Raw genomic sequence first — 24,488 nt, forward strand, 5'->3', positions numbered from 1 at the left:
AAGGCCGTCTGAAAAAGGAAGCTGTATTTTAACCGATATACCGCTACAATATGTCCTCCTTTTTTCAGACGGCCTGACTCATGCAGCTTATTCTTGCCCCCATGCAGGGGCTGGTGGACGATGTGATGCGTGACCTGTTGACGCGTATTGGCGGATTTGACGAATGCGTCAGCGAATTTGTCCGCATTACGCACACGGTCCACTCACGCGCCACTTGGCTTAAATATGTTCCCGAAATCGCCCATGCCAACCGCACGCCGGCCGGCACACCCTGTACTGTCCAACTTTTGGGCAGCGATGCGGAAAACATGGCCGTCAATGCTTTGGAAGCCGTGCGTTTCGGCGCGGACAAAATCGACCTCAACTTCGGCTGCCCCGCGCCGACGGTCAACAAACACAAAGGCGGCGCGGTCTTACTCAAAGAGCCCGACTTGATTTACCACATCGTCCACACCCTGCGCCAACGCCTGCCGCAACACATTCCGCTGACTGCCAAGATGCGGCTCGGTTATGAAGACAAAAGTCTGGCATTGGAATGCGCTTCCGCGATTGAAAACGGCGGCGCATGCGCGTTGACCGTCCACGCGCGCACCAAAGTCGAAGGCTACGAGCCGCCGGCACATTGGGAATGGGTGCGCAAAATCCGCGATGCAGTCAGTATTCCCGTTACCGCCAACGGCGATGTGTTCAGCCTTCAAGACTATCTCGACATTAAAACCGTCAGCGGCTGCGACAGCGTGATGCTCGGGCGCGGCGCGGTTATCCGTCCAGACTTGGCGCGGCAAATCAAGCAATATGAAAACGGCGAAACAGTGAAAGACACCGACTTTGCCGAAGTCTCCTCATGGATAGTCCAATTCTTCGACTTATGCCTTGCCAAAGAGGCCAACAACAAATATCCGGTTGCCCGTTTGAAACAGTGGCTGGGCATGATGAAAAAAGAGTTTGAACAGGCACAGATATTGTTCGACCGTATCCGTGCCGTCAAAGAAGCGGATGAAGTAAAACAGATTCTGCTGTCGTTTGAACAAGAGATGCATTCATGATTCAAAAAGGCCGTCTGAATTTCAGACGGCCTTTAATATGATTACTGACAGATATAATCAGCCAACAGTCTGCCTTTTTCCGCACTGGCTGCATTGGCCATATTCACATGCCTGGTCTCAGGGCCATTCTTGGATTTCAGGGCTTCGCCATATTTTTTGGCAAACTCTTTATTGGCACTGGTCACTCTTGACTCAGTGGCATCCAATATAAACCCGTCTTGCTCATATTTGCCTTGCGCAGTGATAATCAAGATATTTTCAGGCGAAGGATAATCCGGAAAATTAACATAGTTGGTAACCAGCTTGTAGGAAACGCCTTTGCCGTGTTTCATATCCTGACAGATACCGTTAGGCGCGGTAAAGACTGCATGGCCGATACGGCCGTGACCGAAATCGTAAAAATCGATTCTCTTCGCAGAAGCCAATTGTTTTTTATCGTTGCCGTCATTTACATTTAATGACTTGCCGTTTACCAGAAACAGGGTTGGCAACAAGGAGCTGCCATGAGAGGCTTCCAAATTATATGCTTCGCCCAACAGCTTGCCCTGGCGATACACCGTCAAGACAGGCTTTTTCAGACCATTTTCCGGATTACCGGTTTTCTTAAAAGAAATCTTCTGAACCACATTGCCAAATTCATAATAAGGTCGCGACTGCACACCTGTTTTCGTATCCTGCAGGGCACTCCAGCTACCGTCCGTCGCTTGGGCGCATGCAGTCACAGCAGCAAACAGAATACCCGATAGTAAAACTTTAGAATGTTTCATTCATAAACTCCTTCTCAAGTAAACAAAAAAACGGATGTGTGCCTTTACTGCTTATTTTTGTTTCTTTATTAAAATTTTAGAACTATTGTACTAACTTAGCAAGGGATTAAAGAACAGGCCGTCTGAACATTCAGACGGCCTTGATTAACATCAATTCTTAAGAAGCTAAAACGCGGGGGAACAAAATCTCATTTTCCAAGTGGATGTGGTCTTTCAAATCGTCCACCATCTCTTTGGCCAATGCGTACAAACGGGTCCAGCTGCCGCAAGCACCTTCGGGAAGCTCAAAATTATTGGTCAATTCTTCCAAACGCGCGATGGCTTGGTCGTGTTCTTCATGCTCGTGCATCATCACGCTGATGGGCATGGCCGCACCACGGCCCACGCCCTGATTAATCATCGGGAACAACATGCGCTCCTCTTTCATCATGTGCATCAACAGCTCGTTTTGCATATAGGCCAACAAATCGGCCACTTCGGCAGGGAAAGTATCGGCATGAACCTGCGCTACTTTTTGCGCCAGCGGAACCAACTCTTCAAACTGGGCGCGGTGAACGTTGTGATACCGTTGCAGGATATGGTCAATCGTAGAATTGAAAGGCGCGGTTTCCCAAAGGGTAAAGTCGGTCATGGCTGTGTTCCTTTAAAGATTGATATTGGATGAATGTTAGACATAAGGATACACGCTGCAAACGGCTTTGTATAGTTTTTTAATTGCGTAATTAATTGATAATAAAAGTTATTTTCAAAATTAAAATACCAAACAGGCCATCTGAAACATAAAGTCAAAGTTTCAGACGGCCTGCCCTTTTCTTAAATAATCCAACGATATAACGCAATCATTACCGGCATGGTTACCACACAAAGCAAGGTCGTCAGCCCATAAATCGCGCTGGCTTTTTGGGCATTTTTGCCGTAAACAACCGCCATTTGGGTAACTGTCGAAGCGGCAGGCGAAGTCGTTGCCAAAAAGCTGATTAACACAACCGTATCCGCATGCGCATCATGATGGGCAAAACCGCAGGCTTTAACGGCGAAAAGCAATAATACCGGAATCAAAATCAGCCTTAAAAAAGCAACGAGATAAAGCCTCGGCGTCCACACAATCGAACGCAGCGGCAAAGAAGCCAAAAGCATGCCTGCCACCAACATGGCAACCGGCCCAATCATGCCGCCCACCGTCGCCAAAGTATTATCGACAATATGCGGCAGCTTGATTTGAAAGGCAAACATCAGTAGCCCGACCAACATGGATAAAATGTTGATATTGGTGAAAATGGTTTTCCAAGCCACATTGCCGCGGCCGCAAATCAACAGGCGCAGATGCGTCCAAAATAAAAACGTCTGCACCATGATAAAACCGCTGGTGTAAATCACCCATTCCGCACCAAAGACCGACATTACCAAAGGGATAATCAAGTTGCCCGAATTGCTGTACACCGTCGCCGCGTGTTCGAGCGCATCGAGTTTGAACAAGTGTTTAAACAACCTGCCCAAAACAATCAAAACCACATGAAAAAACACCGCCAGCATGACGGAAAGCTTCAACCCTTCGATAATCTGCGGCGTATTGTCCATCTGAAAGGCATGAATCATGACGGACGGGCTAATCAAATAAAGCGCAATGACGGAGAGCGTGTAGCTGTTTTCCGATTTCAACAGCCCTGCCTTCACCAAGACCACGCCCATCAAAACAATCAACGTCAGCTCGGTAATTTTTCCGGCAAGCAGGAAAGAGGTTTCCATAATAAAAAAAGCGGCAAAAACGTTGATTTTACGCTTCTACCGCTTCGCATGCCAAATTCAGACGGCCTCAACATTCAAGGCCATCTGAAATTTTCTACCACAGATAGGTTACGCTGGCTCCACCGCCTGCACCACCCTTAGATGCGCCGACAGCCGAACCTTTCACCAGCCATTTGCCGCTGGCGGATACTTTCGAGACTCCGACAGCAAAACCGGCCTTTCCGCGCCAAACGCCGCTGCCAATGGATACCGCACCCTGTCCCGGCTGATAAGCTTGTCCCAGATTACCCACCGCAATCGCAGCGGCAGAGCCGGCATCCGCACGGTCTTCCAGTTTTTTCATTTCTACTCGTGTTTCAACTCGTATCTGATTGATTTGAGCGGCCACTGCCGACTCTTTTTGCTGACTGTCGGCCTGCCATCTTTCCGCAAGCCTTTTGACCTGAGCCACATTTACTGCATCCGTATCCTGAGTACCGGCAGCCACATGGGTAATTTGACGGCTGTCCTTTTCATTGCCAACTGAAACCGCGCCCAATGTCGATTTCCATGTCTTGTCTTCAGATTGACTTTCCGACTGTGTCGCAAAATCATAGCCTGCCTGACCTGCAGCCAAATCTGCGATGCTTTGCGCACCCAGAGCCACCGCTTTCTCGGCTTTACCTTTGGCTTGGAAACCGAGTGCCAAAGATTTCTCTTCCAAAGCCGATGCACCGCCGCCGACTGCCGTACCACCTTCTTTACGCACGCTGGAGCTGGTGCCGACAGCCAGACCGTTCAAGGCTGTAGCGGAAGACTCGACACCCAAAGCTACACTGTTTACGGCATTCGATACCGCACGCGTACCGACCGCCACTGCTTGATAACCTTCTGCTTCAGCAGCCGATGCCAGCGCAAGTGATTGAGTTCCACGTGCTTTAGCTCGATCACCTAAGGCCGTCGCGCTGAGCGCATCCGCCTCACTATCTCTGCCGATAGCTACTGCATCAATATTACTTGCCTGAGCGCCATTACCTACTGCAACGGCACGCAAAGCCGAAGCCTTGGACAGCAGACCGACTGCAACGGATTGACCGCCAGAAGCAGCCGCTGCGCCACCGACTGCTACATCATTTGTTCCCTTGGCATGGGCCCGAAAGCCAACCGCCACCGACCGCAATGCCTCAGCTTTGGATTCGCCACCCAAAGCAGTTGCGCTCAAACCGGAAGCGGCAGAATCATAACCCAAAGCAGCCGCCTTATAGCCACCTGCTTTAGCCTTGTCGCCAACTGCAGCGGCATTTTCGCCCGATACGGATTCTTTACCGACAGCCAAAGAACCCGTCTTGTGCATGGTTCCGGCAACAATAACTCCATCCGCATACGCAGTACCGGAAAAAAGCGCTAAAGCCAAACACAAAGGACTGAGCGATACATTCAGTTTCATCTTTATATTCTCCATTTTTGAATATTAAAAATATCTCGTTCAATCGTATTAATACTTTTGAACTAGTTATATTGTATATATTTTTATTCTCATATTAAATAGTTTGGATAGATATTTTGATTTGTGTCATAAATTTCAAACATCCTGGCAAATGTTCCTGGCCATCTTTCTAAACAACCATCAGTTTCAGACGGCCTGAAGCCTTTTTCCAACAACCCGACATAATTTGCCCTACCGCAAAGCAAATCAATATAAATCTGTCCGTATATCCGCTATAATCAGCCATTTTCTTCAAACAGGAAACATCATGTCCCCCAGCCGTTTCAATCAAACGGGCCCCAAAATCGGCCTGAGCGTACGCCTTGCAGAAACCCAAGCTGAAATCGAAGCCGCCCAAAGATTGCGCTATCAGGTTTTTGCCCAAGAACTGGGGGCGGAAATCGAAAGCGATGACGGCCGCGATGTCGATCCTTATGATGAACATTGCCACCATCTGCTCGCGTTTGACGATGCAACCGGCGAAGTTATCGGTTGCTACCGCCTGATTACCGAAGAAACCGCAAAAAAAGTCGGCGGCTGGTACAGCGAGCATGAATTCGACCTTGAGCCTTTGAAACACATTCTGCCGCAAACCGTAGAACTCGGCCGCGCCTGTACCCACCCGGACTACCGCAACGGCGGCTTGGTCATGCTGTTGTGGACCGGTTTGGTCAAATTCATGAAAGACGAAAACCTGCGCTTTATGATTGGTTGCGGCAGTATCGAAATGCGTGACGGCGGCAACGATGCGGCCGGCCTGTATCATGCTTTGAAAGACAAATACCTTGCCCCGGCACAATGGTGTGTCAAACCGCTCAACCCGCTCAAATGGGACAGCATCACGCCGTCTGAAAATCCGCCTGTACCCGCCCTGATCAAAGGCTATCTCAAAGCAGGCGCGTGGTTCTGCGGCGAGCCTTGCGTCGATGAAGCATTCAACTGCGCGGATGTGCTGATCATGATGGACATCAACCACCTTTCCGACCGCTACTTGCAGCGTTTTGCCCCTAAAACCGATTCATAATAAAAGGCCGTCTGAAACTTCAGACGGCCTACCTAATCTTTATAAAAACACACACAATGACCGCCAAAATCCGTTTTATCTTCCGTCTTTTCTGTATTGCCGGCTGCCTTTTGTACGGCATGGCCGAAATGTTTTTTCTGTTTCCCTTTTACAGCAGCAAACGCAAACTGCGCGCGATCCAATTATGGTCGCTGCGCGTGCTCGCTTCCTGCGGCATGAAACTGCAAACTTTCGGCACGCCGCCGCAAGAAGGCCGCGGCCAGATGCTTATCAGCAACCATATTTCATGGTTGGACATTATGGCGGTCAACGGTGCTTTCCCCGGCCGTTTTGTGGCTAAAGACGATGTGGCCAAATGGCCTGTGGTCGGTTATCTCGCCACACAGGCGCAAACGGTTTACGTTTCGCGCAACCGCGGCATCAAAGGCAATTCCGCCAAAATCGCCGGCGTAACCGAAGCACTGAAAAACGGCGATACCGTCACTATTTTTCCCGAAGGTACCAGTACCGAAGGCCGTGAAATCCTGCCGTTCAAACCCAGCTTTTTTCAGACGGCCTATGATGCAGGCGTACCGATTATTCCGGCACTCTGCCGCTATCCGAATCCGGACGGCAGCAGCCCCAATCCGCACACTGCCTACTACGGCGACATCAGCCTCTGGCAATCCATCTGCATGGTCATCAGCCAACCTTCCAGCATGGTCGAGCTGCATTTCCTCGATCCGATTGAAGCGGGAGAAGACCGCTATGCTACCGCGCTTCACGTACACGCCCTGTTGAGCGAAAAGCAAAAACAGTTGGGCTGATCAAAAAAAGGCCGTCTGAATGTTCAGACGGCCTTTTCCATTATCTTATGTCTTAAGATGAATATTGTACCGAATCGCTACCACTTTTCTTTTGAATAAATTCAATTTTGTAGCCGTCCGGATCTTCGACAAACGCAATCACAGTCGTGCCGTGTTTCATCGGACCGGCTTCGCGTACCACTTTGCCACCCATTTCTTTGACACGTTCGCACGCGGCGTAAGCATCATCGACTTCAATCGCGATGTGGCCGTAAGCATCGCCCAAGTTGTAAGACTCGGTATCCCAGTTGTGGGTCAGTTCCAAAACAGTATGATCCGCTTCATCGCCATAACCGACAAAAGCCAAAGTAAAACGGCCTTCAGGATAATCGCGGCGGCGCAGCAGTTGCATATTCAATACGTTTTGATAGAAATCCAAAGAGCGTTCGAGATTGCCGACACGCAGCATAGTATGAAGCAAGCGCATGATTTTGTTCCTTTCTGAATTATGTTTGGTCATGGATTATAACACATCGGGCACCATCCTCTTCAGCCTCAAAATACCGACACTGAAACTGCATAAAAATGAAGCACACACCCTGCCGTCATTTGAATTTCATGTATTAACAAGCACACCGACTGACTAAATTGCTATAATCGCCACACTTACAACACAACACTTCAAACCGTCATGAAAACCTTTGTTCTTCCAGATACCCGCCCTTATCCGCAGAGCCCTATCAAAAACTACCTTCTGCTCAATGCCTATCAGCTGGCGCACAACTCCTCCTCCGCATCACGCAAGCTTTCGGCCGGCCAACTTCAAACCGAAATCCGCACCATGCTCAGCCAAAACCATTACATCAACCTTTCATTGGCGATGACCATGGCGCCCGATGTCGGCACTTACACCAGCCTGATTCAAAGCGTGGGCGAAGTCCTGAAGGCAGAAAACGATAACGAAGCCCAATGGTTTGCCCTGCCTGTCGTTTTGGTCGCCGGTTGCAAAAAAGAACAAACCCTGCCGCTTACGCTGCCTACCGAAGCCCTCTTCGCCTGCCTGCAAAACTACCCCAACCTGCGTGCCCTCACGCAAAACACGCAATGGCTGCCTTACCTCGTCCAATCGACCGATTTGAGCAGCGTTACCCCGGGCGAATGGTTCCAAGCCAAGCAAAACGATGAAGTGGCAGGCGCATTCCTGCAAAAATTCGAATACAAACCATTGACGCTGCCCGAAGGTCAATCCGTCCATGTTGTTTACGCGCTGGGCTACGGCAATAAAGACATTCAGACGGCCTTGGGTCTAAACCTGCAACAGGCAGGCCTGCCATTGATGCAGGTTTGGCAAGAGCATCTCGCCCTCGACGGCGTTACCCTCTTTACTAACCCGCTCTCGCCCAATACGCCGCTTGACGCGCTGACCGATGGCAACCACACCCGCCAACGCATGGCCATGGACGTTTTTGCCACCAACGCCATCCGCGCCATCCGTATGCAAAGCCCGCGTGTCGGCGTTGTTGCCGCAGCCAAGGCGGACGGCAAGCTCCAGTTCAGCTTCAACGCGACAGACAGCGCGTTTGAAATCGTTCCACAGACCTTCACTTGGGAGCTGGCTTCAACCGACAATATCGCCATCGTTCAGCAAAACTTCCTCGACCTGATGGCCGAATGCCGAATCGAGCACCTCTACCTGCTGCACAACCCATTGGGCGAAAACGAGAACATCCCGACTTATGCCCAAGCGTTGAAACTGGAAGGCCATAATCCTTTCTTCAGCAATGTAAACTAAATTGAAAATGCAACACGCCAAGGCCGTCTGAAAACGGTTTAACGTGTTGCATTGATTTTCAAACCTTACCGCTCATTTTCACGCATATGAAAACCCACAAAATCCTTTTCGTCTGCCTCGGCAACATCTGCCGCTCCCCCATGGCCGAATACGTCCTGCGCCATCGCGCCCGCGAAGCAGGCATGGGCAATGCTGTCATTACTGCCAGCGTAGGCACATCAGGTTGGCACGACGGAGAAGACATGCACGAAGGCACGCGCCGCGCACTCAAGCAACACGGCATCGACCCGTCAGGCTTTACCAGCAGCAAAATCAAACCCAGCGATGCCGAGCATTTCGACTACATCATCGTGATGGACGACAACAACCTCAGAGAAACTGAAAAGCAGCTCGGTTTCCACCCTGGCAAAATCTTCAAACTGACCGACCTTATCCCCGATTCAGGGTACAACCACGTTCCCGATCCGTGGTACACGGGCGACTTTGACGAAACCTACCGTCTGGTCGATGCCGGCAGTTTGGCCTTGTTGGAAAAATTGAAACAGGCTTAAACCGACTTTAACAATAAAAGGCCGTCTGAACAGCTATCCGCAAAAGCCATGCTTTCGTGATTACCTGTTCAGACGGCCTTTATTGATAACCGCAATCAACCTACGCGATAAAACGCCAGGCTGCCCAATAAATTCGGCAGATGTTTGACCTGTCGGTTGCCCGTCATGACCGCACGCTCAAGCACGCGGATTTTGTTTTTTGCGCACAATAAATCGAAGTCTTTGAGGGTACACCAATGGATATTGGGCGTATCGTACCAATGATACGGCATCCGCTCGGAAACCGGCATATGGCCGCCAACGGCGATTTGAAAACGGTTGCGCCAGTAGCCGAAATTAGGGAAGCTGACAATAGCCTGCTTGGCCACGCGCATTAGGCAGCGCAGGATTTTTTCCGTGTTCTGCATCGCCTGAATGGTTTGGCTCAAGACAATCACATCAAAACTTTGATCACCAAAAGCCACCAAACCTTCTTCTAAATCGGCTTGAATGACGTTCACACCGCGGGATATAGCAGCAATCACGCTGTCGGTATCGATTTCAACGCCGTAGCCGGTGCAATTTTTATGTTCCACCAACGCGGCCAACAGTTCGCCGTCGCCGCAGCCTAAATCGAGTACGCGGCTGCCTTCGGGTATCCAATCGTAAATGAGTTGCAAATCGTCGCGCAGATTCATTTTTGGCAGTCCTTGTAAACGTTGTTCATATAAGCGGCAACAGCGCGGATATAGGCTTCGTCCTCCATCAAGAAGGCATCGTGTCCATGATTGGATTTGACTTCAATGTACTGCACAGATTTTTGTGCGGCGATTAATGCCTTGACCAATTCATGCGAACGTTGCGGCGAGAAGCGCCAGTCAGTGCTAAAGCTGGCAACAAAAAATTTGGCCTGCACATTCTCCACGGCGCGCGTGAGGTTGTGGCCGTAATCGGCGGCCGGGTCGAAGTAGTCGAGTGCCTTGGTCATCAGCAGATAAGTATTGGCATCAAAACGGCCGACAAACTTGTCGCCTTGATAGCGCAGATAAGATTCCACTTCAAATTCAACGCCGTAACCATACTGATAGCCGTCTGATTTTAAATCGCGGCCAAATTTTTGACCCAAGCCGTCTTCGGCAAGATAGGTGATGTGCCCCATCATGCGCGCAATACGCAAACCGCGTGAAGGAACGGTATGATGGCTGCGGTAATTGCCTTCATGGAAATCGGGATCGGTCAAAATGGCCTGACGGGCAACATCGTTAAACGCGATGTTTTGAGTGGAAAGTTTAGGTGCAGAAGCGATAACGAGCGCATGAGCAACGCGTTCAGGCAAAGAAATCGTCCATTGCAATGCCTGCATACCGCCCAAGCTGCCGCCAACAATGGCCGCCCATTTTTGAATGCCGAGATAATCGGCAAGCATGGATTGCGACTTCACCCAGTCTTTGACGGTTACAACCGGAAAATCCGCGCCATATTCGCGGCCGGTTTCAGGATTTTCGGATAAAGGGCCGGTACTGCCGTCGCAGCCGCCCAAGTTGTTCAAACCGATAACGAAAAAGCGGTCGGTATCAATAGGTTTGCCGGGGCCGACCATATTGTCCCACCAACCGGCGTATTTATCCTCCGCACTGTGCTTGCCGGCAACGTGATGATTGCCTGACAGGGCGTGGCAGATAAGAACGGCGTTGCTTTTGTCGGCATTGAGTGTGCCATAGGTTTCAATCATTAGGTCGAAACGGGGTAAGGTTTTGCCGTTTTCCAGAGCAAGCGGTGTGTCAAACGGGATTTTCTGGGGCGTTACAATGCCCACTGAGGCATTTGTTGTCATTTGTAATTTCCAAGTGAAGCGGCAAAAGGGGTATTATAACGTTTCGTTTTTGTTTTGTGCATGAGGCTTCAGACGGCCTGCCCTGATTAAAGGCAATATTTTTAGGAGAATGTGGAATGATAGGCAGGCTTTTACGATTTTTTTTCTTTTGCGCCATAGCGGCATTGATTGTGAACCGTTTGTTCAGCCGCAAACAAAAGCGCACCATTCGGGAAATCGCCAAAATCAGCGCGTGGGTATTGCTGGGCGCGGCGGCCGCTACGCTGTTTTGGTATCTGATGATGCTGTTTTTCAAGCATATTCCTAATTCTTATTGAAATAAAATATAAAAGGCCGTCTGAAAACCTTAATCCAGCGTTTTCAGACGGCCTTTTGATGTTCAAATTTAAAACAGCTCTTCCGGAATCTTGCAAACCGGAATCGGATTGACTTTGTGCTGCATGGCTTTGTGCAATCGGGTATAGATTGCCAAAACTTCGCGCTGTCTGCCTTCAAAATCTTCAGGCTTGTGGCTGTCGTACACACTCATCGCCCATTCGAGTTCGGGATAAGATGCGCCCATTTGTTCTTCATCGGTACGCTCGGTATCCCAAAGTCCGTCCGTCGGTACGGCTTTTTGAATATCCTCCGATACATCCAACTCGGCTGCCAACGCGTACACCTGAGTTTTGGTCAAATCGGCAATCGGGCTGATGTCCACGCCGCCGTCGCCGTATTTGGTGAAGAAACCGACGCCGAAATCTTCAATTTTGTTGCCCGTCCCCGCCACCAACAAACCATGCAACTGGCCGTAATAATACAGCGTCGTCATGCGAAGGCGGCTGCGTGCATTGGCCAGTGCCAGCTGTTTATTGGAAAATTCGGTTTCGCTGACGTCAACGGTATCGGCAAACGTATCGAACGCCGGAGTCAAATCAACGCTTTGCGCTTTTACATTCGGATAACGCTGTTTCAGACGGCCCATGTGTTCTTGCGCGCGGTTTACTTGGTCGGATTTCTGACGAATCGGCATTTCCAACAACAAAACCGACAAACCGGTTTGCGCGGCAAGTGTGGAAACCACGGCAGAATCGATGCCGCCGGATACGCCGACGACAAAACCTTTAGCACGCGCCTGCTCGGCGTAATCTTTGAGCCATTGAACGATATGGCGGATGATGGCTTGGGTTTGCATAGGGATAAATGTTCGCTTCAAATAAAACGAATGATAGCCTGATTTGCACTTGTCTGAAAGACGACAGGGTATAATGCCCTTTTTATTTCTTGCACGCACACCATGTCCAAACCCATCCTTCTGCGCTGGCTCGTCGTCTGCCTGATTCCGCTCGCCACCCTTTTGTGGTTTGCCCTCAACCCGCCCGAAGACAAAACGCAACACCTCATCAACGGCATCATCCTTGCCTGCGAAGCCACGTTCCTATTTAAATTCGTCCTCTTTGACGTCATCAAACACCACCTCAAACAAGAGCCCGAATTGAAACGGCAAAGCATTTGGATGTTTATCCCGATTGTTTTGCTGATTGTTTATTTATTCCACTATTTCGGCGCATTCTGATGTTTTCAGACGGCCTTGGGCATATTTTTCCATGAACACCACCTCACCTTATACCTGCTGGATTTTCTGCAATGTCATCGACAACTTCGGCGACATCGGCGTTTCATGGCGGCTAGCGCGTGTTTTGCAACGGGAACTCGGCTGGCAAGTGCATTTATGGACAGACGATTTCCCGTCCCTTCAGGCAATCTGCCCTGATTTGGCCTCGATTCCCAATATCCATCAAGGCATCGGCATTCACGCCTGGCAAGCCGACCATGCCGAAGATACCGATACAGCCCCTACCCCAGACATCGTCATCGAAACCTTCGCCTGCGAACTGCCCGACAACGTTCAAACCATCATTCGCCAACATCAACCGCTTTGGCTCAACTGGGAATACCTCAGCGCAGAAGACAGCAACGAGAGGCTGCACTTAATGCCCTCGCTCCAAGCCGGCGGCATACAGAAATACTTTTGGTTTATGGGTTTCAGCGAAAAAAGCGGCGGCCTGCTGCGCGAACGTGATTACGCCGAATTTGCCCGCTTTGATACGGAAACCTTACGCCGACAACTCAAACTTCCCGCAAAAAACGCGCCCGAATGGCTGCTTTTCGGCTATCAAAGCGATATTTGGGCAAAATGGCTGACCATGTGGCAACAGGCCGGCCAACCCATTACCTTGCTGCTTGCAGGTACACAAATCATCGCCAGCCTGAAAAACAGCGGCCTAGTACCGCAAAACGCCCTGCTTGAAGACGGCGATGTGTATCAGAGCGAACACATTACCCTGATCAAAATCCCTTTCGTTGCCCAACAGGATTTTGACAAACTGCTCAACCTTGCCGACGGCGCCGTCATACGCGGCGAAGACAGCTTTGTTCGCGCCCAGCTCGCCGGAAAACCTTTCTTTTGGCACATCTATCTGCAAGAAGAAAATATCCATCTCGACAAGCTGCACGCTTTTTGGGACAAAGCGCATCAAGTTTATCCGGATGTTGTCGCCACGGCACACCGCCTCCTTTCCGACGAACTCAACAACGGTAAAGCACTCAGCGACAACCAACGCCTGCAGGCATGGCAAACCCTGACGGCACATCAAAACGAATGGCGCCAAAGCGCGGCAAAATGGCGGGACGGACTTTTTGCCCAAAAAAGTGCCGTCGAAAAACTTGCCGCCTTTATTTCAAAGCACAAAAAAATACGCTAAAATAGCGCGTTTTATTACAACCGATTTGATTGGAAAACCACAATGAAAACAGCACAAGAACTGCGCGCCGGCAACGTATTCATGGTCGGCAACGATCCTATGGTCGTTCAAAAAACCGAATACATCAAAGGCGGCCGCTCTTCCGCCAAAGTCAGCATGAAACTGAAAAACCTGCTGACCGGTGCCGCTACTGAAACCATTTACAAAGCCGACGACAAATTCGACGTCGTAATCCTGTCCCGCAAAAACTGTACTTACAGCTACTTTGCCGACCCAATGTACGTCTTCATGGACGAAGAGTTCAACCAATACGAAATCGAAGCCGACAACATCGGCGACGCGTTGAAATTCATCGTTGACGGCATGGAAGACCAATGCGAAGTCACTTTCTACGAAGGCAACCCAATCTCCGTAGAATTGCCTACCATCATCGTTCGCGAAGTTGAATACACCGAGCCTGCCGTTAAAGGCGATACTTCCGGCAAAGTGATGAAAACCGCACGTCTGGTCGGCGGCACTGAAATCCAAGTGATGTCTTACATCGAAAACGGCGACAAAATCGAAATCGATACCCGTACCGGCGAATTCCGCAAACGCGCCTAATCAGCCCGTAATACAAAAAGGCCGTCTGAAACAAGTTTCAGACGGCCTTTTATCAATCTGCCTTATTGTTTCTTCAAGCCCTTGGCTTCGACAGTGGCAATCGTACCGTCAATGCCTTTGCTCTTAATCAGCTCGCCAAATTGGTTGCGGTATACCGTTACCAAGCTGGTACCGTCCACGCGGATGTTGTAAATCTTATACACACCGCCGCTTTGGTAAAGTTGGTAAGCCACCTCATACTTCGTGCCTTTTTTGGTTTGAATTTCTGAGAAAACGTCAAACTTATTGCCGTTTGCCGTCATCTTCGGCAACAGGCGCACATTTGCATCCGCCGCGCCAATTAACGCGGAATGCGAGTACATCGCAATGACCATGTCTTTGAATGCACGGATAAAATCGGTTTTCTGTTTGGCAGAAAATTCACGCCATGGCGCGCCGACCGCTAAAGCCGAAATACGCTCATAATCCAGATAACGGTTGGCATACTGCTCAACCTGTTTCACGCGTTGCGCCTCTGTCAAAGACGTATTGCGTGCGATTTTCAACACAGAATCAATGTTCTGCTGCATCTGCTTTTGCGCCGGATGCGTTTCCGCCGCCACATAAGGTGCGGCAATCACCATCGGAGCGGCCACAATCAAAGTTTGGAGAAAACGGTTCATGATGATATCCATCCAAAATAAAACCGCATTGTAAAAACAATCCATTCCAAAAAACTTAATTCTTTGTAAAAGCAGGCATGGGCAATGAAAAATCCTGCAATTAAATTTCAGACGGCCTGATAAAAATAAGATAACATATAAACATTATTTTCAAAGGAGGAAACCATGCCCTACGTCAACATTAAAGTAACCGGCGGCAGCGAAGCCCCGAGCGCGGAGCAAAAAGCCGAATTGATCCGCGGCGTTACCGAATTACTCTCACGCGTTCTCAATAAAAACCCTGAGACGACCGTTGTCGTCATCGACGAAATCGATATGGACAACTGGGGCATAGGCGGTAAAAGCGTGACGGTTCGCCGTGCCGAAGCGCGCAATAAGTAAGCCTTGGCCGTCTGAAGCCCTTTTAATTTACCCGCAAAAAGAGTACATTTATCCCATTGTTAACAATTTTACGGAACACACATCATGGAGAAATTCCCCAAATCATCCAAACTGGATCACGTTTGCTACGACATCCGCGGCCCGGTTCACAAAAAAGCCCTGCAACTGGAAGAAGAAGGCAACAAAATTCTCAAGCTCAATATCGGCAATCCGGCTCCGTTCGGCTTTGAAGCGCCTGACGAAATCTTGGTTGACGTCATCCGTAACCTGCCCACTTCTCAAGGCTATTGCGACTCCAAAGGCCTTTACTCCGCACGCAAAGCCATCGTCCACTACTACCAAACCAAAGGGCTGCTCGATGTTACCGTCAACGACGTTTACATTGGCAACGGCGTCTCCGAATTGATTACCATGTCCATGCAGGCGCTGCTCAACGACGGCGACGAAATCCTGATTCCCGCACCGGACTATCCTTTGTGGACCGCCGCCGCAACACTGGCAGGCGGCACCGTCCGCCATTATCTATGCGACGAAGAAAACAACTGGTTTCCCAACCTGGCCGACATGGAAGCCAAAATTACGCCTAAAACCAAAGCCATCGTCGTCATCAACCCCAACAACCCGACAGGCGCGGTGTACAGCAAAGAAATCCTGCTCGAAATCGCCGAATTGGCACGCAAACACGGCCTGATTATTTTTGCCGACGAAATTTACGACAAAATCCTCTACGACGACGCAGTACACTACCATATCGCCGCGCTCGCCCCCGACCTCCTGACCGTGACATTTAACGGCCTCTCAAAAGCCTACCGCGTTGCCGGGTTCCGTCAAGGCTGGATGATACTCAACGGCCCGAAACATCATGCAAAAGGCTATATCGAAGGCTTGGACATGCTCTCGTCTATGCGCCTTTGTGCCACCACGCCCATGCAACATGCCATTCAGACGGCCTTGGGCGGATACCAAAGCATCAACGAATTCCTCCTCCCCGGCGGCCGCCTGCTCGAGCAACGCAACAAAGCATGGGAACTGGTCAACCAGATTCCCGGCGTATCCTGCGTCAAACCCATGGGCGCATTGTATATGTTCCCCAAAATCGATACCGAAATGTACAGCATCCACGACGACATGAAATTCATCTACGATTTGCTCGTACGTGAAAAAGTCCTGTTCGTCCAAGGCACAGGCTTCAACTGGATACGCCCCGACCACTTCCGTATCGTTACCCTGCCGCCCGTTCATCAAATTGAAGAGGCCATGGGCAAACTCGAACGCTTCTTGCAAAACTACCGTCAATAAACCTAAACAAAGAGGCCATCTGAAAAAGCAAACCGCTGTTCAGACGGCCTTTTTAATCAAACAGCAACTTGGCAAAGCCCGCCGACATGCGTATAATCAACCCTTCCTATCTGGGGGCGATCTTGGTTTCGACGGGGGTTGCAAAGCAGATGCGGGCATACCGGGGTCTCAGATTTCCCGTTAAACACTGAATCAAAATAGTCGCAAACGACGAAACTTACGCACTGGCCGCTTAAGGCCTGCCGTTGCAGCAGTTGGTCAATGGGCTGTGTAGCGCAAGCTACCGCAACGTCATTCTACATTGACTGGTTTTCTGTCGGGTTACTTGGCAGGAAACGAGATTTAAGGTAACTGGTTCTCTGAAGGCCTGTTGGTCGGCATGATGGGGACGAGATTCTAAATAGACACAACTAAGTATGTAGAACGCTCTGTAGAGGACTTTCGGACGGGGGTTCGATTCCCCCCGCCTCCACCAGATTTGAAGCACAAACTTTTGATATAAAAAGGTTTGCGCTTTTTTATAAACTTAAACAGGCCGTCTGAAACTTTTCAGACGGCCTGTTTTTGTCTCAAATATCTGAGTGAAAAAACTTTTTCTTTCAATCTATTGCCAATAGTGCTTTAAAAAAGATTGCAGCCTTACATTTTTCTATCTGATTTCATATTCATTTTACGATGAGGTCTAACCGTTACACTCAAGGGCAGATGATCTGACAAATGCTGCCAGTCTTTACTGTTGTGGATTTCAGAATCGATGACATCAAGATTACGCGTGTAAATGCGGTCAAGGCTGAGGATTGGCAGGCGCGAAGGGAAGGTTTTGGGGCGTTTGCCTGTATTATCGACAAATACTTCGTTCAAATCTAATGCACTGCCCAGCTCACGCGCTGATTTCTGCCGCCAGTCATTGAAATCGCCGGCGATAATCAAAGGGCTTTCCGGACGAATGTACCGGCCAACGTAGTCGCTGATGGCTCGGTATTGTTTGAGGCGGTCCGGCTCGCGCAAGTTGAGGTGGACGCACAAACACACCAGCGGATCTTCCCAACCTTCGGGTACGACCTCACAATGCAACAGGCCGCGTTGTTCGAGTTTATTGACGCTGATGTTGAGGTTGTTTTCCGTTTTCAGCGGCAGGCGGCTGAGAATGGCGTTGCCGTGGTGTCGTTTGGGATAGACGGCATTTTTGCCGTAGCTGCGATGATAATCGAGGCTGTCGCCGATGATGTCGTAATGCGGTGCATCGGGAAAGTCGGTACGGCGGCTTCTGTTGAGATGTTGTCCTTGGACTTCTTGTAAAAACAAAACATCCGAACCCAATGCACCCAGCGCGTCAGCCATGCGGTTGACTTGCACTTTGCGGTTGAGTGCGGACATGCCTTTGTGCATATTGTAGGAAGTAATGGTAACTGGACGGGGAGACATGATGTATGATTAAGCGGTTTATTTGTTTCAGTATAGCACCGGAGCGTGTGGTTTTACGGCAATTTTGGTTATACTTGTTTAAAGAATAAAACAGCGTTTTGACAGGGAATTTCCCAATCAAAACGCCTTCTGTTTTTCAGACGGCCTTGCGTCCGAATCAGTTATTGATTACTTCAACATTGGTTTCAAAAGTAACAGTGTGCTGATATTTAGATGCGGTTTTGCGTTTTGGATAAGGATATTTGGAAACGCTTTTCACTGCACGTTCGTCCATTTCAGGATTGCCGCTGGATTGAATGATATTCACGCGGTCAACGTTGCCGGCAGGAGTTGTGAAGACATCCATCAAAACGGTTTTAACGCTGCCGTTTTGCGCTTTCATGGCTTCCAGAGTTTCGGTATCGGCTGCTTGTGCAGTACCGAATACAGCGGCAAACAACAGGGCTGAGGCGAGGAGTTTAGTCGTTTTCATGTTTTATCCTTATTAGGGTTGTGGTTAGGTTAAATATTTCAGACGGCCTGATTGATCGTTATTTGAAATTCAAAATCGGCCAACCTTTTGCTTTGGCTTCTTTTTCCAGCTCGGCATCCGGATTGACGGCAACAGGTTCGTCCACAATACGCAACAAAGGCAAATCGTTTTTGGAGTCGCTGTAAAAATAAACTTTACCGTAGCTTTCAAATGTCTCGCCACGCTCGGCAAGCCATTGGTTCAATCGGGTAATTTTGCCTTCTTTCAGGCTGGGCGTACCGATATAGTTGCCGGTATATCGGCCGTCTTCGCCGGTTTCAAGCTGTGTGCCGATAACATTGTGAATACCGAAAAGCTGGCAGATAGGGGTAATGATAAATTCGTTGGTCGAAGAAATAACCAACATTTCGTCGCCCGCCATTTGATGGCTTTGCACCAACATACGCTGCATCGGAGAAATGTGCGGAACAATATATTCGGCCATAAACTCGCGATGAAACTCAGCCAATTCCTTCTTGCTGAAACGGGCTAAAGGCGCGAGATGAAATTTGAGGAAAGCATCAATATCAAGACAACCGTTTTGATAGTCTTGGTAGAACTTTTCATTTTGCGCCTCGGTTTCAGCCGCATCGACTATGCCTTTTTTAATCAGGTATTGCGGCCAGGAGTGATCCGAATCGGTATTGATCAAGGTATTGTCGAGGTCGAAAATGGCAAGGTTTTTCATTGGGTTTCCTGTTGTTTTAAAAGCTGACGCAAAAGCGGCAAAGTAATGCGCTTGCCCATCATAACGGCGTAGTTGTCGAGGGTATCGAGCATTTGCATCAGGCTGTCCATATCGCGCCGCCAATGGTTCATCAGGTATTCAAAGATTTCCGGATCGATGGTTACCTGACGGGCGGCCGCCATGCTGACGAGCGCATCGATTTTTTCCCGGTCGGTCAGCGGTTTGACTTCGTAAACCAAGCAATACGCCATGCGTGTACGCAGGTCTTCACGGATAACGAGCTGCTGCGGCGTATATTCGGAACTCAAAAGCAAAAAGCCTTTGCCGCTGTTGCGGAAGCGGTTGAAGATGGCAAACAGTAAAGCCTGTTCTTCATTATTAAGCTTTTCGATTTGGTCAATGGCAAGATATTCCGCATCCAGCGCGGCTTCTGTCAGCGGCGTGGCGGCGGCATCAATATAGAGGGCATTTCGTCCGGCATCGAGCGCCTGTGCGACCCATGCCTGCAAAAGATGGCTTTTGCCTGCACCCTCTTCGCCCCAAACATAGATAAATTGCCCATGTTTGTGCTGCAACACATACACCAGCTCGGCATTTTCTGTTCCCAGAAATTTGTCGAAGCCGGGATAATCATGGCTGGCAAAATCGAAGATGAGCTGGTTCACAAAGGCGCACCGGTTAGGTTGAAATCGGTTTTATTTTACGTTGTTTTGCGGTTCACCATCAAGGATAAAGGCCGTCTGAAGCCTATACCTGCAACATATCTGCACTTCTAAACATATCTTGACGCGCTTACGGCATTGGTTTTATTCCGCTTTGGTTTTACAATGTCGAACTTCTGGCCGAAACATTTGTCTGTTCTTTTTCAGACGACCTTTTTATTTGGGAACCCTAGTGATTTCTACCCTTATTGATTTCATCCTCCATATCGACCAACACCTTGTCCACCTCTCCGCCCAATACGGCCCGTGGATTTACGCGATTTTGTTTGTTGTGATTTTCTGCGAAACCGGTTTGGTCGTGACTCCATTTTTACCCGGCGACTCGCTGCTGTTTGCTGCCGGCGGTATTGCGGCCATCGGCGGCATGAACATCCATGTCATGGTATTGCTGCTCTTAGCGGCCGCCATTTTAGGCGATGCGGCCAACTTTATGATTGGCAAGTATTTTGGACAAAAACTGTTTGCCAATCCTGATTCCAAAATTTTCCGCCGTTCGTATTTGGAAAAAACCCATGCGTTTTATGAAAAACACGGCGGGAAAACCATCATCATTGCCCGCTTTGTGCCGATTGTGCGGACGTTTGCGCCATTTGTCGCCGGTATGGGCGATATGCACTACGCGACGTTTATCCGTTACAACATTATCGGCGCAGTGTTGTGGGTATTGTCGTTTTCCTATGCAGGCTACTTCTTCGCCAATATCCCCATCGTCAAAAACAATCTGGGCTTAGTCATGGCGGCAATCATCGTAATTTCGATTTTACCTGCAGTAGTTGAAGTCATTCGTGCCAAACTTAACGCCCAAAAATAACAATCAATCGAAAAGTTTGAAAGTTTAAACACATCAAGGAATTGTCATGCCGTTGTTGTCTATTGAGTTTGCGGTATTCTTTATCGTATTTTTGCCGCTGTACTGGGCATTTGCACGTTTGCCGAAAGTTCAAAACGTTTTACTTTTGGTTGCCGGACTGGGCTGGCTTTACCGTATCGACCCCATCTTTGCCGCGCTGATTTTGGTTTACTCGTCTGTGGTTTACCTGGTCAGCGTGCTGATGTTTTCTGAAAACGAGCATATCCGCAAATTTTGGCTGGGTTGCGGTATTTTGGCGGCATTGACTGTTTTGTGTTTCTTCAAATACTTCGACTTTTTCCGCCCGATTATTCAGCAATATACAGGACAAAGCGCCATCATCGACATCCTTTTGCCTCTGGGCTTGTCTTATTACACTTTCCAATCGCTGGCTTACTTGGTGTATTGCTACCGTGAGCCTAAGGGAGAGCGTTTTGAATGGCACGAGCTCCTACTGCATCTGAGCTTCTTCCCCACCATCACATCCGGCCCGATTATCCGTGCAGCCGCTTTTAAAAGCATAGATGGCGAACAAGCAGGCGCATTGGTGCAAATCCGCACCAAACAGGCACGCCAGCTGATTTATCCGGCTTTGGCGGTTGGCCTGATTATGTTGGGCATTGCCAAAAAGTGGTGGCTTGCCGGCGTATTGGCGGAAGGCTGGGTATCGCCTGTTTTTGAAAATCCGGCCCAGTTCGACGGCTGGGGCGTGTTGTCTGCGATTTATGGCTACACCTTCCAACTCTTTTTCGACTTTTCCGGCTACTCAGATTTGGTCATCGGCTTGGCCATGCTGCTCGGCTTCCAGCTGCCGAAAAACTTTGCCGCGCCGCTTCGCGCCATCAACATCCGTGACTTCTGGGACAGATGGCACATCAGCCTGTCCACTTGGATTCGCGACTATATCTATATCCCTTTGGGCGGCAGCAAAAAAGGCTTCGGCCGCACCCAGCTCAACCTAATGATTGCCATGTTGCTTTCTGGCATTTGGCATGGCTACGGCTGGAGCTTTTTGATTTGGGGCGCGTTGCACGGTGCGGCTTTAGTATTTCTTAATTGTGGCGATAAAATCGTTGGCCGCAATGCCTTAGGCCGTCTGAAAATCGGCAAACCGCTCGCCTGGCTGTTTACCTTCCATTTCGTTTGTTTCGCTTTTGTCGTATTCAACAGCGCAACGCTTGCCGATACGGAAATGCTGTTCAGCGCCTTATTTGCCAATGATAAAGGTTGGAACGCACCTCTGCCGACCGACCTTATGTTGCTGGGTGCATTTGCGATGATGCTTTTGCTGTACCCGTATTTGCTTCGCTTATTTGAAGCATCGGTAAAAGGCTTGGACAAACTGCCTGCATGGCTGTGGTTTATCCCCATCACGCTTATCCTCGCCCTGATTATCGTCTTCGCCCCATCCGGCATTCCCGGCTTTATTTATGCCAACTTCTAAGGAGCAGAACATGAAACGCTTTATCTCCCTGTTTGTTTCTATTCTGCTCAGTGCGGTTGCGCTGACGTGGTTTGCCCAAAACTCCATCAATGCCTATTGGCAGCAGACCTATCATGAAAACAGTCCGCTTGAGCCTTTATCCGAATATGCTTGGTGGCGTATCGGTGCGGATTGGCAACAAAAAGCCTACGAATTTTCAGACGGCCTGAAAGCTTCACTGGAAACAGAAGACGCTTTGGCTTCGGAAGACTCTGGCATTGAAACAGCAAGGCCGTCTGAAAATACGGAAAACATTGAAGTATCGGACAATCAAAAAGACCCTGCTGCTTCCGATGCGGCTAACAATACAGATACCGCAGCCAGCGAGCCAAGCAATCAGGCTGATCAGTCGGCAACGCAGGTTGTATTGAAAAAAGGCAACAAAGTTTTCTTTGCCGGCGACTCGCTGATGCAGGGCGTTGCACCTTTCGTACAAAAGCACCTCAAGCAAGAATATGGCGTACAATCGGTCAACCTCAGCAAACAAAGCACCGGTTTATCCTACCCCAATTTCTTCGACTGGCCGAAAACCATCGAACAAACTTTGCAAAAAGAACCCGACATCCGCGTTTTGGTTGTATTCTTAGGCCCTAACGACCCTTGGGATTTCCCGATGGGTAAAAAATACCTGAAGTTCGCCTCCCCCGAATGGGAGGCAGAATACCTCAACCGCGTCCGCCGTATTCTTGATGCAGCCTCTACACATGATGTCCAAGTCATTTGGCTGGGCATTCCTTACATGAAAAAAGCCAAGCTCAACGAACAGATGCGCTACCTCGACAAAATCCTGTCAGGTACGGTGTCGCCTCAAGCCATTTGGCTGCCGACCGACAAACTGTTGAGCAATGGCGCAGAAGAATATGCCGACTCTGTCAAAGTAGATGGAAAAATCATCCGTTACCGCAGTAAGGACGGCATTCACTTTTCCGCAGAAGGCCAAAAGCTATTGGCCGGAAAAATTATGGAAAAAATTAATTTTACACACGATACACAACCATGAAATTTAATAAAACCTTACTCCTCACGCTTCTCGCACTCCCTATTACCGCCTGCGCCTCCAATGACGGCCTGTTAAGCAACTACGACTCCAACCGCCCTGCCTGGCTGAACAAACTCCAACAGCTCAACAATGCTTCAGACGGCAAGTTTCGTATTATCCAAGTCGGCGACTCCCACACCGCCGGCGACTATTTCACCGACCGCCTTCGTCGCCGTTTGCAACAACAATGGGGCAACGGCGGCATCGGTTGGGTTTATCCCAACACCGTCAAGGGCCAACGTATGGCAACCGTCCGCTACAACGGCAGCGGTTGGAACACCATCAGCAGCCGCAAATCACACAGCGATTTTTCTTTCGGCGGTATTGAAGCACGCGCCGATGGCGGCAGCGTTACCTTAAGCGCAGCCGACGGCAACATGGATATGCAACAAATCTCCATTTTCGGCAAACCGGTTTGGTCCGAGCAAACCCTGACCGTCAACGGCCACGAAATCCCTGCCACACAAAACGGTTGGCAACTGATGCATACCAATGCCTCCCTACCGATGACCCTCAGCAGCAGCATGCCTTGGCAAATCGGTTTCATTAATATCGAACGCCCCGGACGCGGCGTAACTGTTTCCGCCATGGGCATCAACGGCGCGCAGTTATCCCAATGGTCAAAATGGCGGCCGGGCATGTGGGAAGATTTGGCACAAACCAAAGCCGATTTAATCATCCTTGCCTACGGTACCAATGAAGCCTTTTCCGGCAATCTCGATATTTCCTCTACCGAACGGACATGGCGCAATTACATCCGCCAAATCAAAAATACCCTGCCCAACGCAGGTATCCTGATCCTCGGCGCTCCGGAATCTTTGAAAACCGCCTACGGCAGCTGCGGCAACCGTCCGGTCTTGCTCAGCGAAGTACAACAAATGCAGCAACGCGTTGCCCGTGACGAAAAAATCATGTTCTGGTCTTGGCAAGATGCAATGGGGGGCGCATGCAGCATGAAAAGCTGGATGGCTCAAGGCTTGGCAACCAAAGACGGCGTTCACTTCTCTGCACAAGGTTACGAAACTGCAGCCGATAAGCTTGCCGACAGCCTGATCCGCTTTGCTCAATAAATTAGCCAAAGCCTAAGTACTT

Annotated in this window: 28 protein-coding genes and 1 other RNA gene; 16 read left to right on the forward strand and 13 right to left on the reverse strand. The window is 49.6% G+C overall.

All coding sequences use genetic code 11. From position 1 onward, the window contains the following. Positions 1-80 precede the first annotated feature (80 nt). Positions 81-1,046, forward strand: coding sequence for a tRNA dihydrouridine synthase (locus tag HMPREF2606_RS06975; RefSeq protein WP_049344699.1), 966 nt, complete (start codon positions 81-83; stop codon positions 1,044-1,046). Positions 1,047-1,087: 41 nt separating this feature from the next. Here HMPREF2606_RS06975 and HMPREF2606_RS06980 read toward each other — a convergent pair whose 3' ends face one another. From HMPREF2606_RS06980 to HMPREF2606_RS06995, 4 genes are all read right to left on the reverse strand, one after another. Further along, positions 1,088-1,813 (reverse strand): DUF8095 domain-containing protein, encoded by a 726-nt coding sequence (locus HMPREF2606_RS06980; protein ID WP_049344700.1) that lies wholly within the window; start codon positions 1,811-1,813, stop codon positions 1,088-1,090. 157 nt (positions 1,814-1,970) lie between these two features. Beyond that, positions 1,971-2,444, reverse strand: coding sequence for an iron-sulfur cluster repair protein DnrN (gene dnrN, locus HMPREF2606_RS06985; protein WP_070843464.1), 474 nt, complete (start codon positions 2,442-2,444; stop codon positions 1,971-1,973). Positions 2,445-2,626: 182 nt separating this feature from the next. Next, the gene (locus HMPREF2606_RS06990) at positions 2,627-3,559 is read right to left on the reverse strand and encodes an AEC family transporter (protein ID WP_070843465.1); all 933 of its coding nucleotides are present in this window, start codon (positions 3,557-3,559) and stop codon (positions 2,627-2,629) included. Between the two features lie 94 nt (positions 3,560-3,653). Then, entirely contained in the window at positions 3,654-4,985 is a 1,332-nt protein-coding gene (locus tag HMPREF2606_RS06995) for a YadA-like family protein (RefSeq protein WP_070843466.1), read from the reverse strand. Positions 4,986-5,292: 307 nt separating this feature from the next. On the opposite strand from HMPREF2606_RS06995, the gene HMPREF2606_RS07000 reads away from it, so the two are divergent. Both HMPREF2606_RS07000 and HMPREF2606_RS07005 read left to right on the forward strand, forming a co-directional pair. Then, a complete protein-coding gene (locus tag HMPREF2606_RS07000) occupies positions 5,293-6,048 on the forward strand; it encodes a GNAT family N-acetyltransferase (RefSeq protein ID WP_070843467.1) in 756 nt (251 codons plus the stop codon). Between the two features lie 56 nt (positions 6,049-6,104). Continuing rightward, the gene (locus HMPREF2606_RS07005) at positions 6,105-6,854 is read left to right on the forward strand and encodes a lysophospholipid acyltransferase family protein (protein ID WP_070843468.1); all 750 of its coding nucleotides are present in this window, start codon (positions 6,105-6,107) and stop codon (positions 6,852-6,854) included. Positions 6,855-6,906: 52 nt separating this feature from the next. Here HMPREF2606_RS07005 and gloA read toward each other — a convergent pair whose 3' ends face one another. Further along, positions 6,907-7,320: a lactoylglutathione lyase gene (gene gloA / locus HMPREF2606_RS07010; protein ID WP_039864394.1), complete on the reverse strand. Its 414-nt coding sequence runs from the start codon at positions 7,318-7,320 to the stop codon at positions 6,907-6,909. Between the two features lie 204 nt (positions 7,321-7,524). Here gloA and HMPREF2606_RS07015 point away from each other — a divergent pair, with 204 nt between their 5' ends. Together HMPREF2606_RS07015 and HMPREF2606_RS07020 are read left to right on the forward strand one after the other, a co-directional pair. Continuing rightward, positions 7,525-8,625 carry a conjugal transfer protein gene (locus HMPREF2606_RS07015; RefSeq protein ID WP_070584203.1) on the forward strand — a complete coding sequence of 367 codons (1,101 nt, stop codon included), beginning with the start codon at positions 7,525-7,527 and terminating at the stop codon, positions 8,623-8,625. 86 nt (positions 8,626-8,711) lie between these two features. After that, the gene (locus HMPREF2606_RS07020; protein WP_070460025.1) at positions 8,712-9,176 is read left to right on the forward strand and encodes a low molecular weight protein-tyrosine-phosphatase; all 465 of its coding nucleotides are present in this window, start codon (positions 8,712-8,714) and stop codon (positions 9,174-9,176) included. Positions 9,177-9,271: 95 nt separating this feature from the next. Here HMPREF2606_RS07020 and metW read toward each other — a convergent pair whose 3' ends face one another. Further along, positions 9,272-9,853 (reverse strand): methionine biosynthesis protein MetW, encoded by a 582-nt coding sequence (gene metW, locus HMPREF2606_RS07025; protein WP_004519858.1) that lies wholly within the window; start codon positions 9,851-9,853, stop codon positions 9,272-9,274. Beyond that, positions 9,850-10,989: a homoserine O-succinyltransferase MetX gene (locus HMPREF2606_RS07030; RefSeq protein ID WP_070843469.1), complete on the reverse strand. Its 1,140-nt coding sequence runs from the start codon at positions 10,987-10,989 to the stop codon at positions 9,850-9,852. The genes metW and HMPREF2606_RS07030 overlap by 4 nt, the downstream gene beginning before the upstream one ends. Positions 10,990-11,105: 116 nt before the next feature. Here HMPREF2606_RS07030 and HMPREF2606_RS07035 point away from each other — a divergent pair, with 116 nt between their 5' ends. Further along, entirely contained in the window at positions 11,106-11,306 is a 201-nt protein-coding gene (locus HMPREF2606_RS07035) for a protein MIGRI (RefSeq protein ID WP_003682450.1), read from the forward strand. A gap of 68 nt (positions 11,307-11,374) precedes the next feature. Here the strand turns inward: HMPREF2606_RS07035 and nadE are convergent, their stop codons facing one another. After that, positions 11,375-12,163 carry an NAD(+) synthase gene (gene nadE / locus HMPREF2606_RS07040; RefSeq protein ID WP_070584199.1) on the reverse strand — a complete coding sequence of 263 codons (789 nt, stop codon included), beginning with the start codon at positions 12,161-12,163 and terminating at the stop codon, positions 11,375-11,377. A gap of 102 nt (positions 12,164-12,265) precedes the next feature. Between nadE and HMPREF2606_RS07045 the strand changes: the two genes are divergently transcribed. Genes HMPREF2606_RS07045 through efp form a run of 3 tightly spaced genes read left to right on the forward strand, consistent with a single transcriptional unit; the run spans position 12,266 to position 14,336 of the window. Next, positions 12,266-12,544 (forward strand): hypothetical protein, encoded by a 279-nt coding sequence (locus tag HMPREF2606_RS07045; RefSeq protein ID WP_003682447.1) that lies wholly within the window; start codon positions 12,266-12,268, stop codon positions 12,542-12,544. 31 nt (positions 12,545-12,575) lie between these two features. Then, positions 12,576-13,733, forward strand: a complete 1,158-nt coding sequence (gene earP, locus HMPREF2606_RS07050) for an elongation factor P maturation arginine rhamnosyltransferase EarP (protein WP_070712585.1) — start codon at positions 12,576-12,578, stop codon at positions 13,731-13,733. A 42-nt stretch (positions 13,734-13,775) separates the two neighbouring features. Beyond that, positions 13,776-14,336 (forward strand): elongation factor P, encoded by a 561-nt coding sequence (efp, locus tag HMPREF2606_RS07055; protein WP_036490530.1) that lies wholly within the window; start codon positions 13,776-13,778, stop codon positions 14,334-14,336. Positions 14,337-14,398: 62 nt separating this feature from the next. Here the strand turns inward: efp and HMPREF2606_RS07060 are convergent, their stop codons facing one another. Continuing rightward, positions 14,399-14,998 carry an MlaC/ttg2D family ABC transporter substrate-binding protein gene (locus HMPREF2606_RS07060; protein WP_036491216.1) on the reverse strand — a complete coding sequence of 200 codons (600 nt, stop codon included), beginning with the start codon at positions 14,996-14,998 and terminating at the stop codon, positions 14,399-14,401. Positions 14,999-15,163: 165 nt separating this feature from the next. Here HMPREF2606_RS07060 and HMPREF2606_RS07065 point away from each other — a divergent pair, with 165 nt between their 5' ends. The 3 genes from HMPREF2606_RS07065 (at position 15,164) to ssrA (ending at position 17,153) form a co-directional block, all read left to right on the forward strand. Further along, entirely contained in the window at positions 15,164-15,379 is a 216-nt protein-coding gene (locus HMPREF2606_RS07065; protein ID WP_003682441.1) for a tautomerase family protein, read from the forward strand. Between the two features lie 84 nt (positions 15,380-15,463). Next, the gene (locus HMPREF2606_RS07070) at positions 15,464-16,678 is read left to right on the forward strand and encodes a pyridoxal phosphate-dependent aminotransferase (protein ID WP_036490528.1); all 1,215 of its coding nucleotides are present in this window, start codon (positions 15,464-15,466) and stop codon (positions 16,676-16,678) included. A 112-nt stretch (positions 16,679-16,790) separates the two neighbouring features. Then, positions 16,791-17,153, forward strand: a transfer-messenger RNA (tmRNA) gene (gene ssrA, locus HMPREF2606_RS07075). Positions 17,154-17,317: 164 nt separating this feature from the next. Here ssrA and HMPREF2606_RS07080 read toward each other — a convergent pair. The 4 genes from HMPREF2606_RS07080 to hda all read right to left on the reverse strand — a co-directional run bounded on the left by HMPREF2606_RS07080 (position 17,318) and on the right by hda (position 19,967). Then, on the reverse strand, positions 17,318-18,103 hold the full coding sequence (locus HMPREF2606_RS07080) for an endonuclease/exonuclease/phosphatase family protein (protein WP_039862165.1): 786 nt from the start codon (positions 18,101-18,103) through the stop codon (positions 17,318-17,320). 157 nt (positions 18,104-18,260) lie between these two features. After that, positions 18,261-18,575 (reverse strand): TonB family protein, encoded by a 315-nt coding sequence (locus HMPREF2606_RS07085; RefSeq protein WP_003747161.1) that lies wholly within the window; start codon positions 18,573-18,575, stop codon positions 18,261-18,263. Between the two features lie 58 nt (positions 18,576-18,633). Then, on the reverse strand, positions 18,634-19,302 hold the full coding sequence (locus HMPREF2606_RS07090; RefSeq protein WP_070584186.1) for a histidinol-phosphatase: 669 nt from the start codon (positions 19,300-19,302) through the stop codon (positions 18,634-18,636). After that, positions 19,299-19,967: a DnaA regulatory inactivator Hda gene (hda, locus tag HMPREF2606_RS07095; RefSeq protein WP_036490522.1), complete on the reverse strand. Its 669-nt coding sequence runs from the start codon at positions 19,965-19,967 to the stop codon at positions 19,299-19,301. The genes HMPREF2606_RS07090 and hda overlap by 4 nt, the downstream gene beginning before the upstream one ends. A 229-nt stretch (positions 19,968-20,196) precedes the next feature. Between hda and HMPREF2606_RS07100 the strand changes: the two genes are divergently transcribed. Genes HMPREF2606_RS07100 through HMPREF2606_RS07115 form a run of 4 tightly spaced genes read left to right on the forward strand, consistent with a single transcriptional unit; the run spans position 20,197 to position 24,466 of the window. Beyond that, positions 20,197-20,835, forward strand: a complete 639-nt coding sequence (locus HMPREF2606_RS07100) for a DedA family protein (RefSeq protein ID WP_070584185.1) — start codon at positions 20,197-20,199, stop codon at positions 20,833-20,835. 46 nt (positions 20,836-20,881) lie between these two features. Further along, positions 20,882-22,318, forward strand: a complete 1,437-nt coding sequence (locus HMPREF2606_RS07105) for an MBOAT family O-acyltransferase (protein WP_070712583.1) — start codon at positions 20,882-20,884, stop codon at positions 22,316-22,318. 10 nt (positions 22,319-22,328) lie between these two features. Further along, positions 22,329-23,357, forward strand: a complete 1,029-nt coding sequence (gene patB, locus HMPREF2606_RS07110; protein ID WP_070712581.1) for a peptidoglycan O-acetyltransferase PatB — start codon at positions 22,329-22,331, stop codon at positions 23,355-23,357. After that, the gene (locus HMPREF2606_RS07115) at positions 23,354-24,466 is read left to right on the forward strand and encodes an SGNH/GDSL hydrolase family protein (RefSeq protein WP_070712579.1); all 1,113 of its coding nucleotides are present in this window, start codon (positions 23,354-23,356) and stop codon (positions 24,464-24,466) included. The genes patB and HMPREF2606_RS07115 overlap by 4 nt, the downstream gene beginning before the upstream one ends. Positions 24,467-24,488 lie beyond the last annotated feature (22 nt).

This window comes from Neisseria sp. HMSC070H10, assembly GCF_001837635.1.
Classification (GTDB): domain Bacteria; phylum Pseudomonadota; class Gammaproteobacteria; order Burkholderiales; family Neisseriaceae; genus Neisseria; species Neisseria subflava_A.

Bases quoted from the DNA above. Each gene is read 5' to 3' on its own strand.
- earP (WP_070712585.1), top strand. From the start codon at position 12,576: ATGAACACCACCTCACCTTATACCTGCTGGATTTTCTGCAATGTCATC.
- HMPREF2606_RS07070 (WP_036490528.1), top strand. From the start codon at position 15,464: ATGGAGAAATTCCCCAAATCATCCAAACTGGATCACGTTTGCTACGAC.
- HMPREF2606_RS07060 (WP_036491216.1), bottom strand. From the start codon at position 14,998: ATGAACCGTTTTCTCCAAACTTTGATTGTGGCCGCTCCGATGGTGATT.
- HMPREF2606_RS07065 (WP_003682441.1), top strand. From the start codon at position 15,164: ATGCCCTACGTCAACATTAAAGTAACCGGCGGCAGCGAAGCCCCGAGC.
- HMPREF2606_RS07020 (WP_070460025.1), top strand. From the start codon at position 8,712: ATGAAAACCCACAAAATCCTTTTCGTCTGCCTCGGCAACATCTGCCGC.
- HMPREF2606_RS06975 (WP_049344699.1), top strand. From the start codon at position 81: ATGCAGCTTATTCTTGCCCCCATGCAGGGGCTGGTGGACGATGTGATG.
- HMPREF2606_RS07105 (WP_070712583.1), top strand. From the start codon at position 20,882: ATGCCGTTGTTGTCTATTGAGTTTGCGGTATTCTTTATCGTATTTTTG.
- HMPREF2606_RS07035 (WP_003682450.1), top strand. From the start codon at position 11,106: ATGATAGGCAGGCTTTTACGATTTTTTTTCTTTTGCGCCATAGCGGCA.
- nadE (WP_070584199.1), bottom strand. From the start codon at position 12,163: ATGCAAACCCAAGCCATCATCCGCCATATCGTTCAATGGCTCAAAGAT.
- HMPREF2606_RS07030 (WP_070843469.1), bottom strand. From the start codon at position 10,989: ATGACAACAAATGCCTCAGTGGGCATTGTAACGCCCCAGAAAATCCCG.
- metW (WP_004519858.1), bottom strand. From the start codon at position 9,853: ATGAATCTGCGCGACGATTTGCAACTCATTTACGATTGGATACCCGAA.
- patB (WP_070712581.1), top strand. From the start codon at position 22,329: ATGAAACGCTTTATCTCCCTGTTTGTTTCTATTCTGCTCAGTGCGGTT.
- HMPREF2606_RS07005 (WP_070843468.1), top strand. From the start codon at position 6,105: ATGACCGCCAAAATCCGTTTTATCTTCCGTCTTTTCTGTATTGCCGGC.
- HMPREF2606_RS07090 (WP_070584186.1), bottom strand. From the start codon at position 19,302: ATGAAAAACCTTGCCATTTTCGACCTCGACAATACCTTGATCAATACC.
- HMPREF2606_RS07045 (WP_003682447.1), top strand. From the start codon at position 12,266: ATGTCCAAACCCATCCTTCTGCGCTGGCTCGTCGTCTGCCTGATTCCG.
- dnrN (WP_070843464.1), bottom strand. From the start codon at position 2,444: ATGACCGACTTTACCCTTTGGGAAACCGCGCCTTTCAATTCTACGATT.
- HMPREF2606_RS07015 (WP_070584203.1), top strand. From the start codon at position 7,525: ATGAAAACCTTTGTTCTTCCAGATACCCGCCCTTATCCGCAGAGCCCT.
- HMPREF2606_RS07085 (WP_003747161.1), bottom strand. From the start codon at position 18,575: ATGAAAACGACTAAACTCCTCGCCTCAGCCCTGTTGTTTGCCGCTGTA.
- HMPREF2606_RS07115 (WP_070712579.1), top strand. From the start codon at position 23,354: ATGAAATTTAATAAAACCTTACTCCTCACGCTTCTCGCACTCCCTATT.
- HMPREF2606_RS07000 (WP_070843467.1), top strand. From the start codon at position 5,293: ATGTCCCCCAGCCGTTTCAATCAAACGGGCCCCAAAATCGGCCTGAGC.
- HMPREF2606_RS07080 (WP_039862165.1), bottom strand. From the start codon at position 18,103: ATGTCTCCCCGTCCAGTTACCATTACTTCCTACAATATGCACAAAGGC.
- gloA (WP_039864394.1), bottom strand. From the start codon at position 7,320: ATGCGCTTGCTTCATACTATGCTGCGTGTCGGCAATCTCGAACGCTCT.
- HMPREF2606_RS06980 (WP_049344700.1), bottom strand. From the start codon at position 1,813: ATGAAACATTCTAAAGTTTTACTATCGGGTATTCTGTTTGCTGCTGTG.
- HMPREF2606_RS06995 (WP_070843466.1), bottom strand. From the start codon at position 4,985: ATGAAACTGAATGTATCGCTCAGTCCTTTGTGTTTGGCTTTAGCGCTT.
- HMPREF2606_RS06990 (WP_070843465.1), bottom strand. From the start codon at position 3,559: ATGGAAACCTCTTTCCTGCTTGCCGGAAAAATTACCGAGCTGACGTTG.
- efp (WP_036490530.1), top strand. From the start codon at position 13,776: ATGAAAACAGCACAAGAACTGCGCGCCGGCAACGTATTCATGGTCGGC.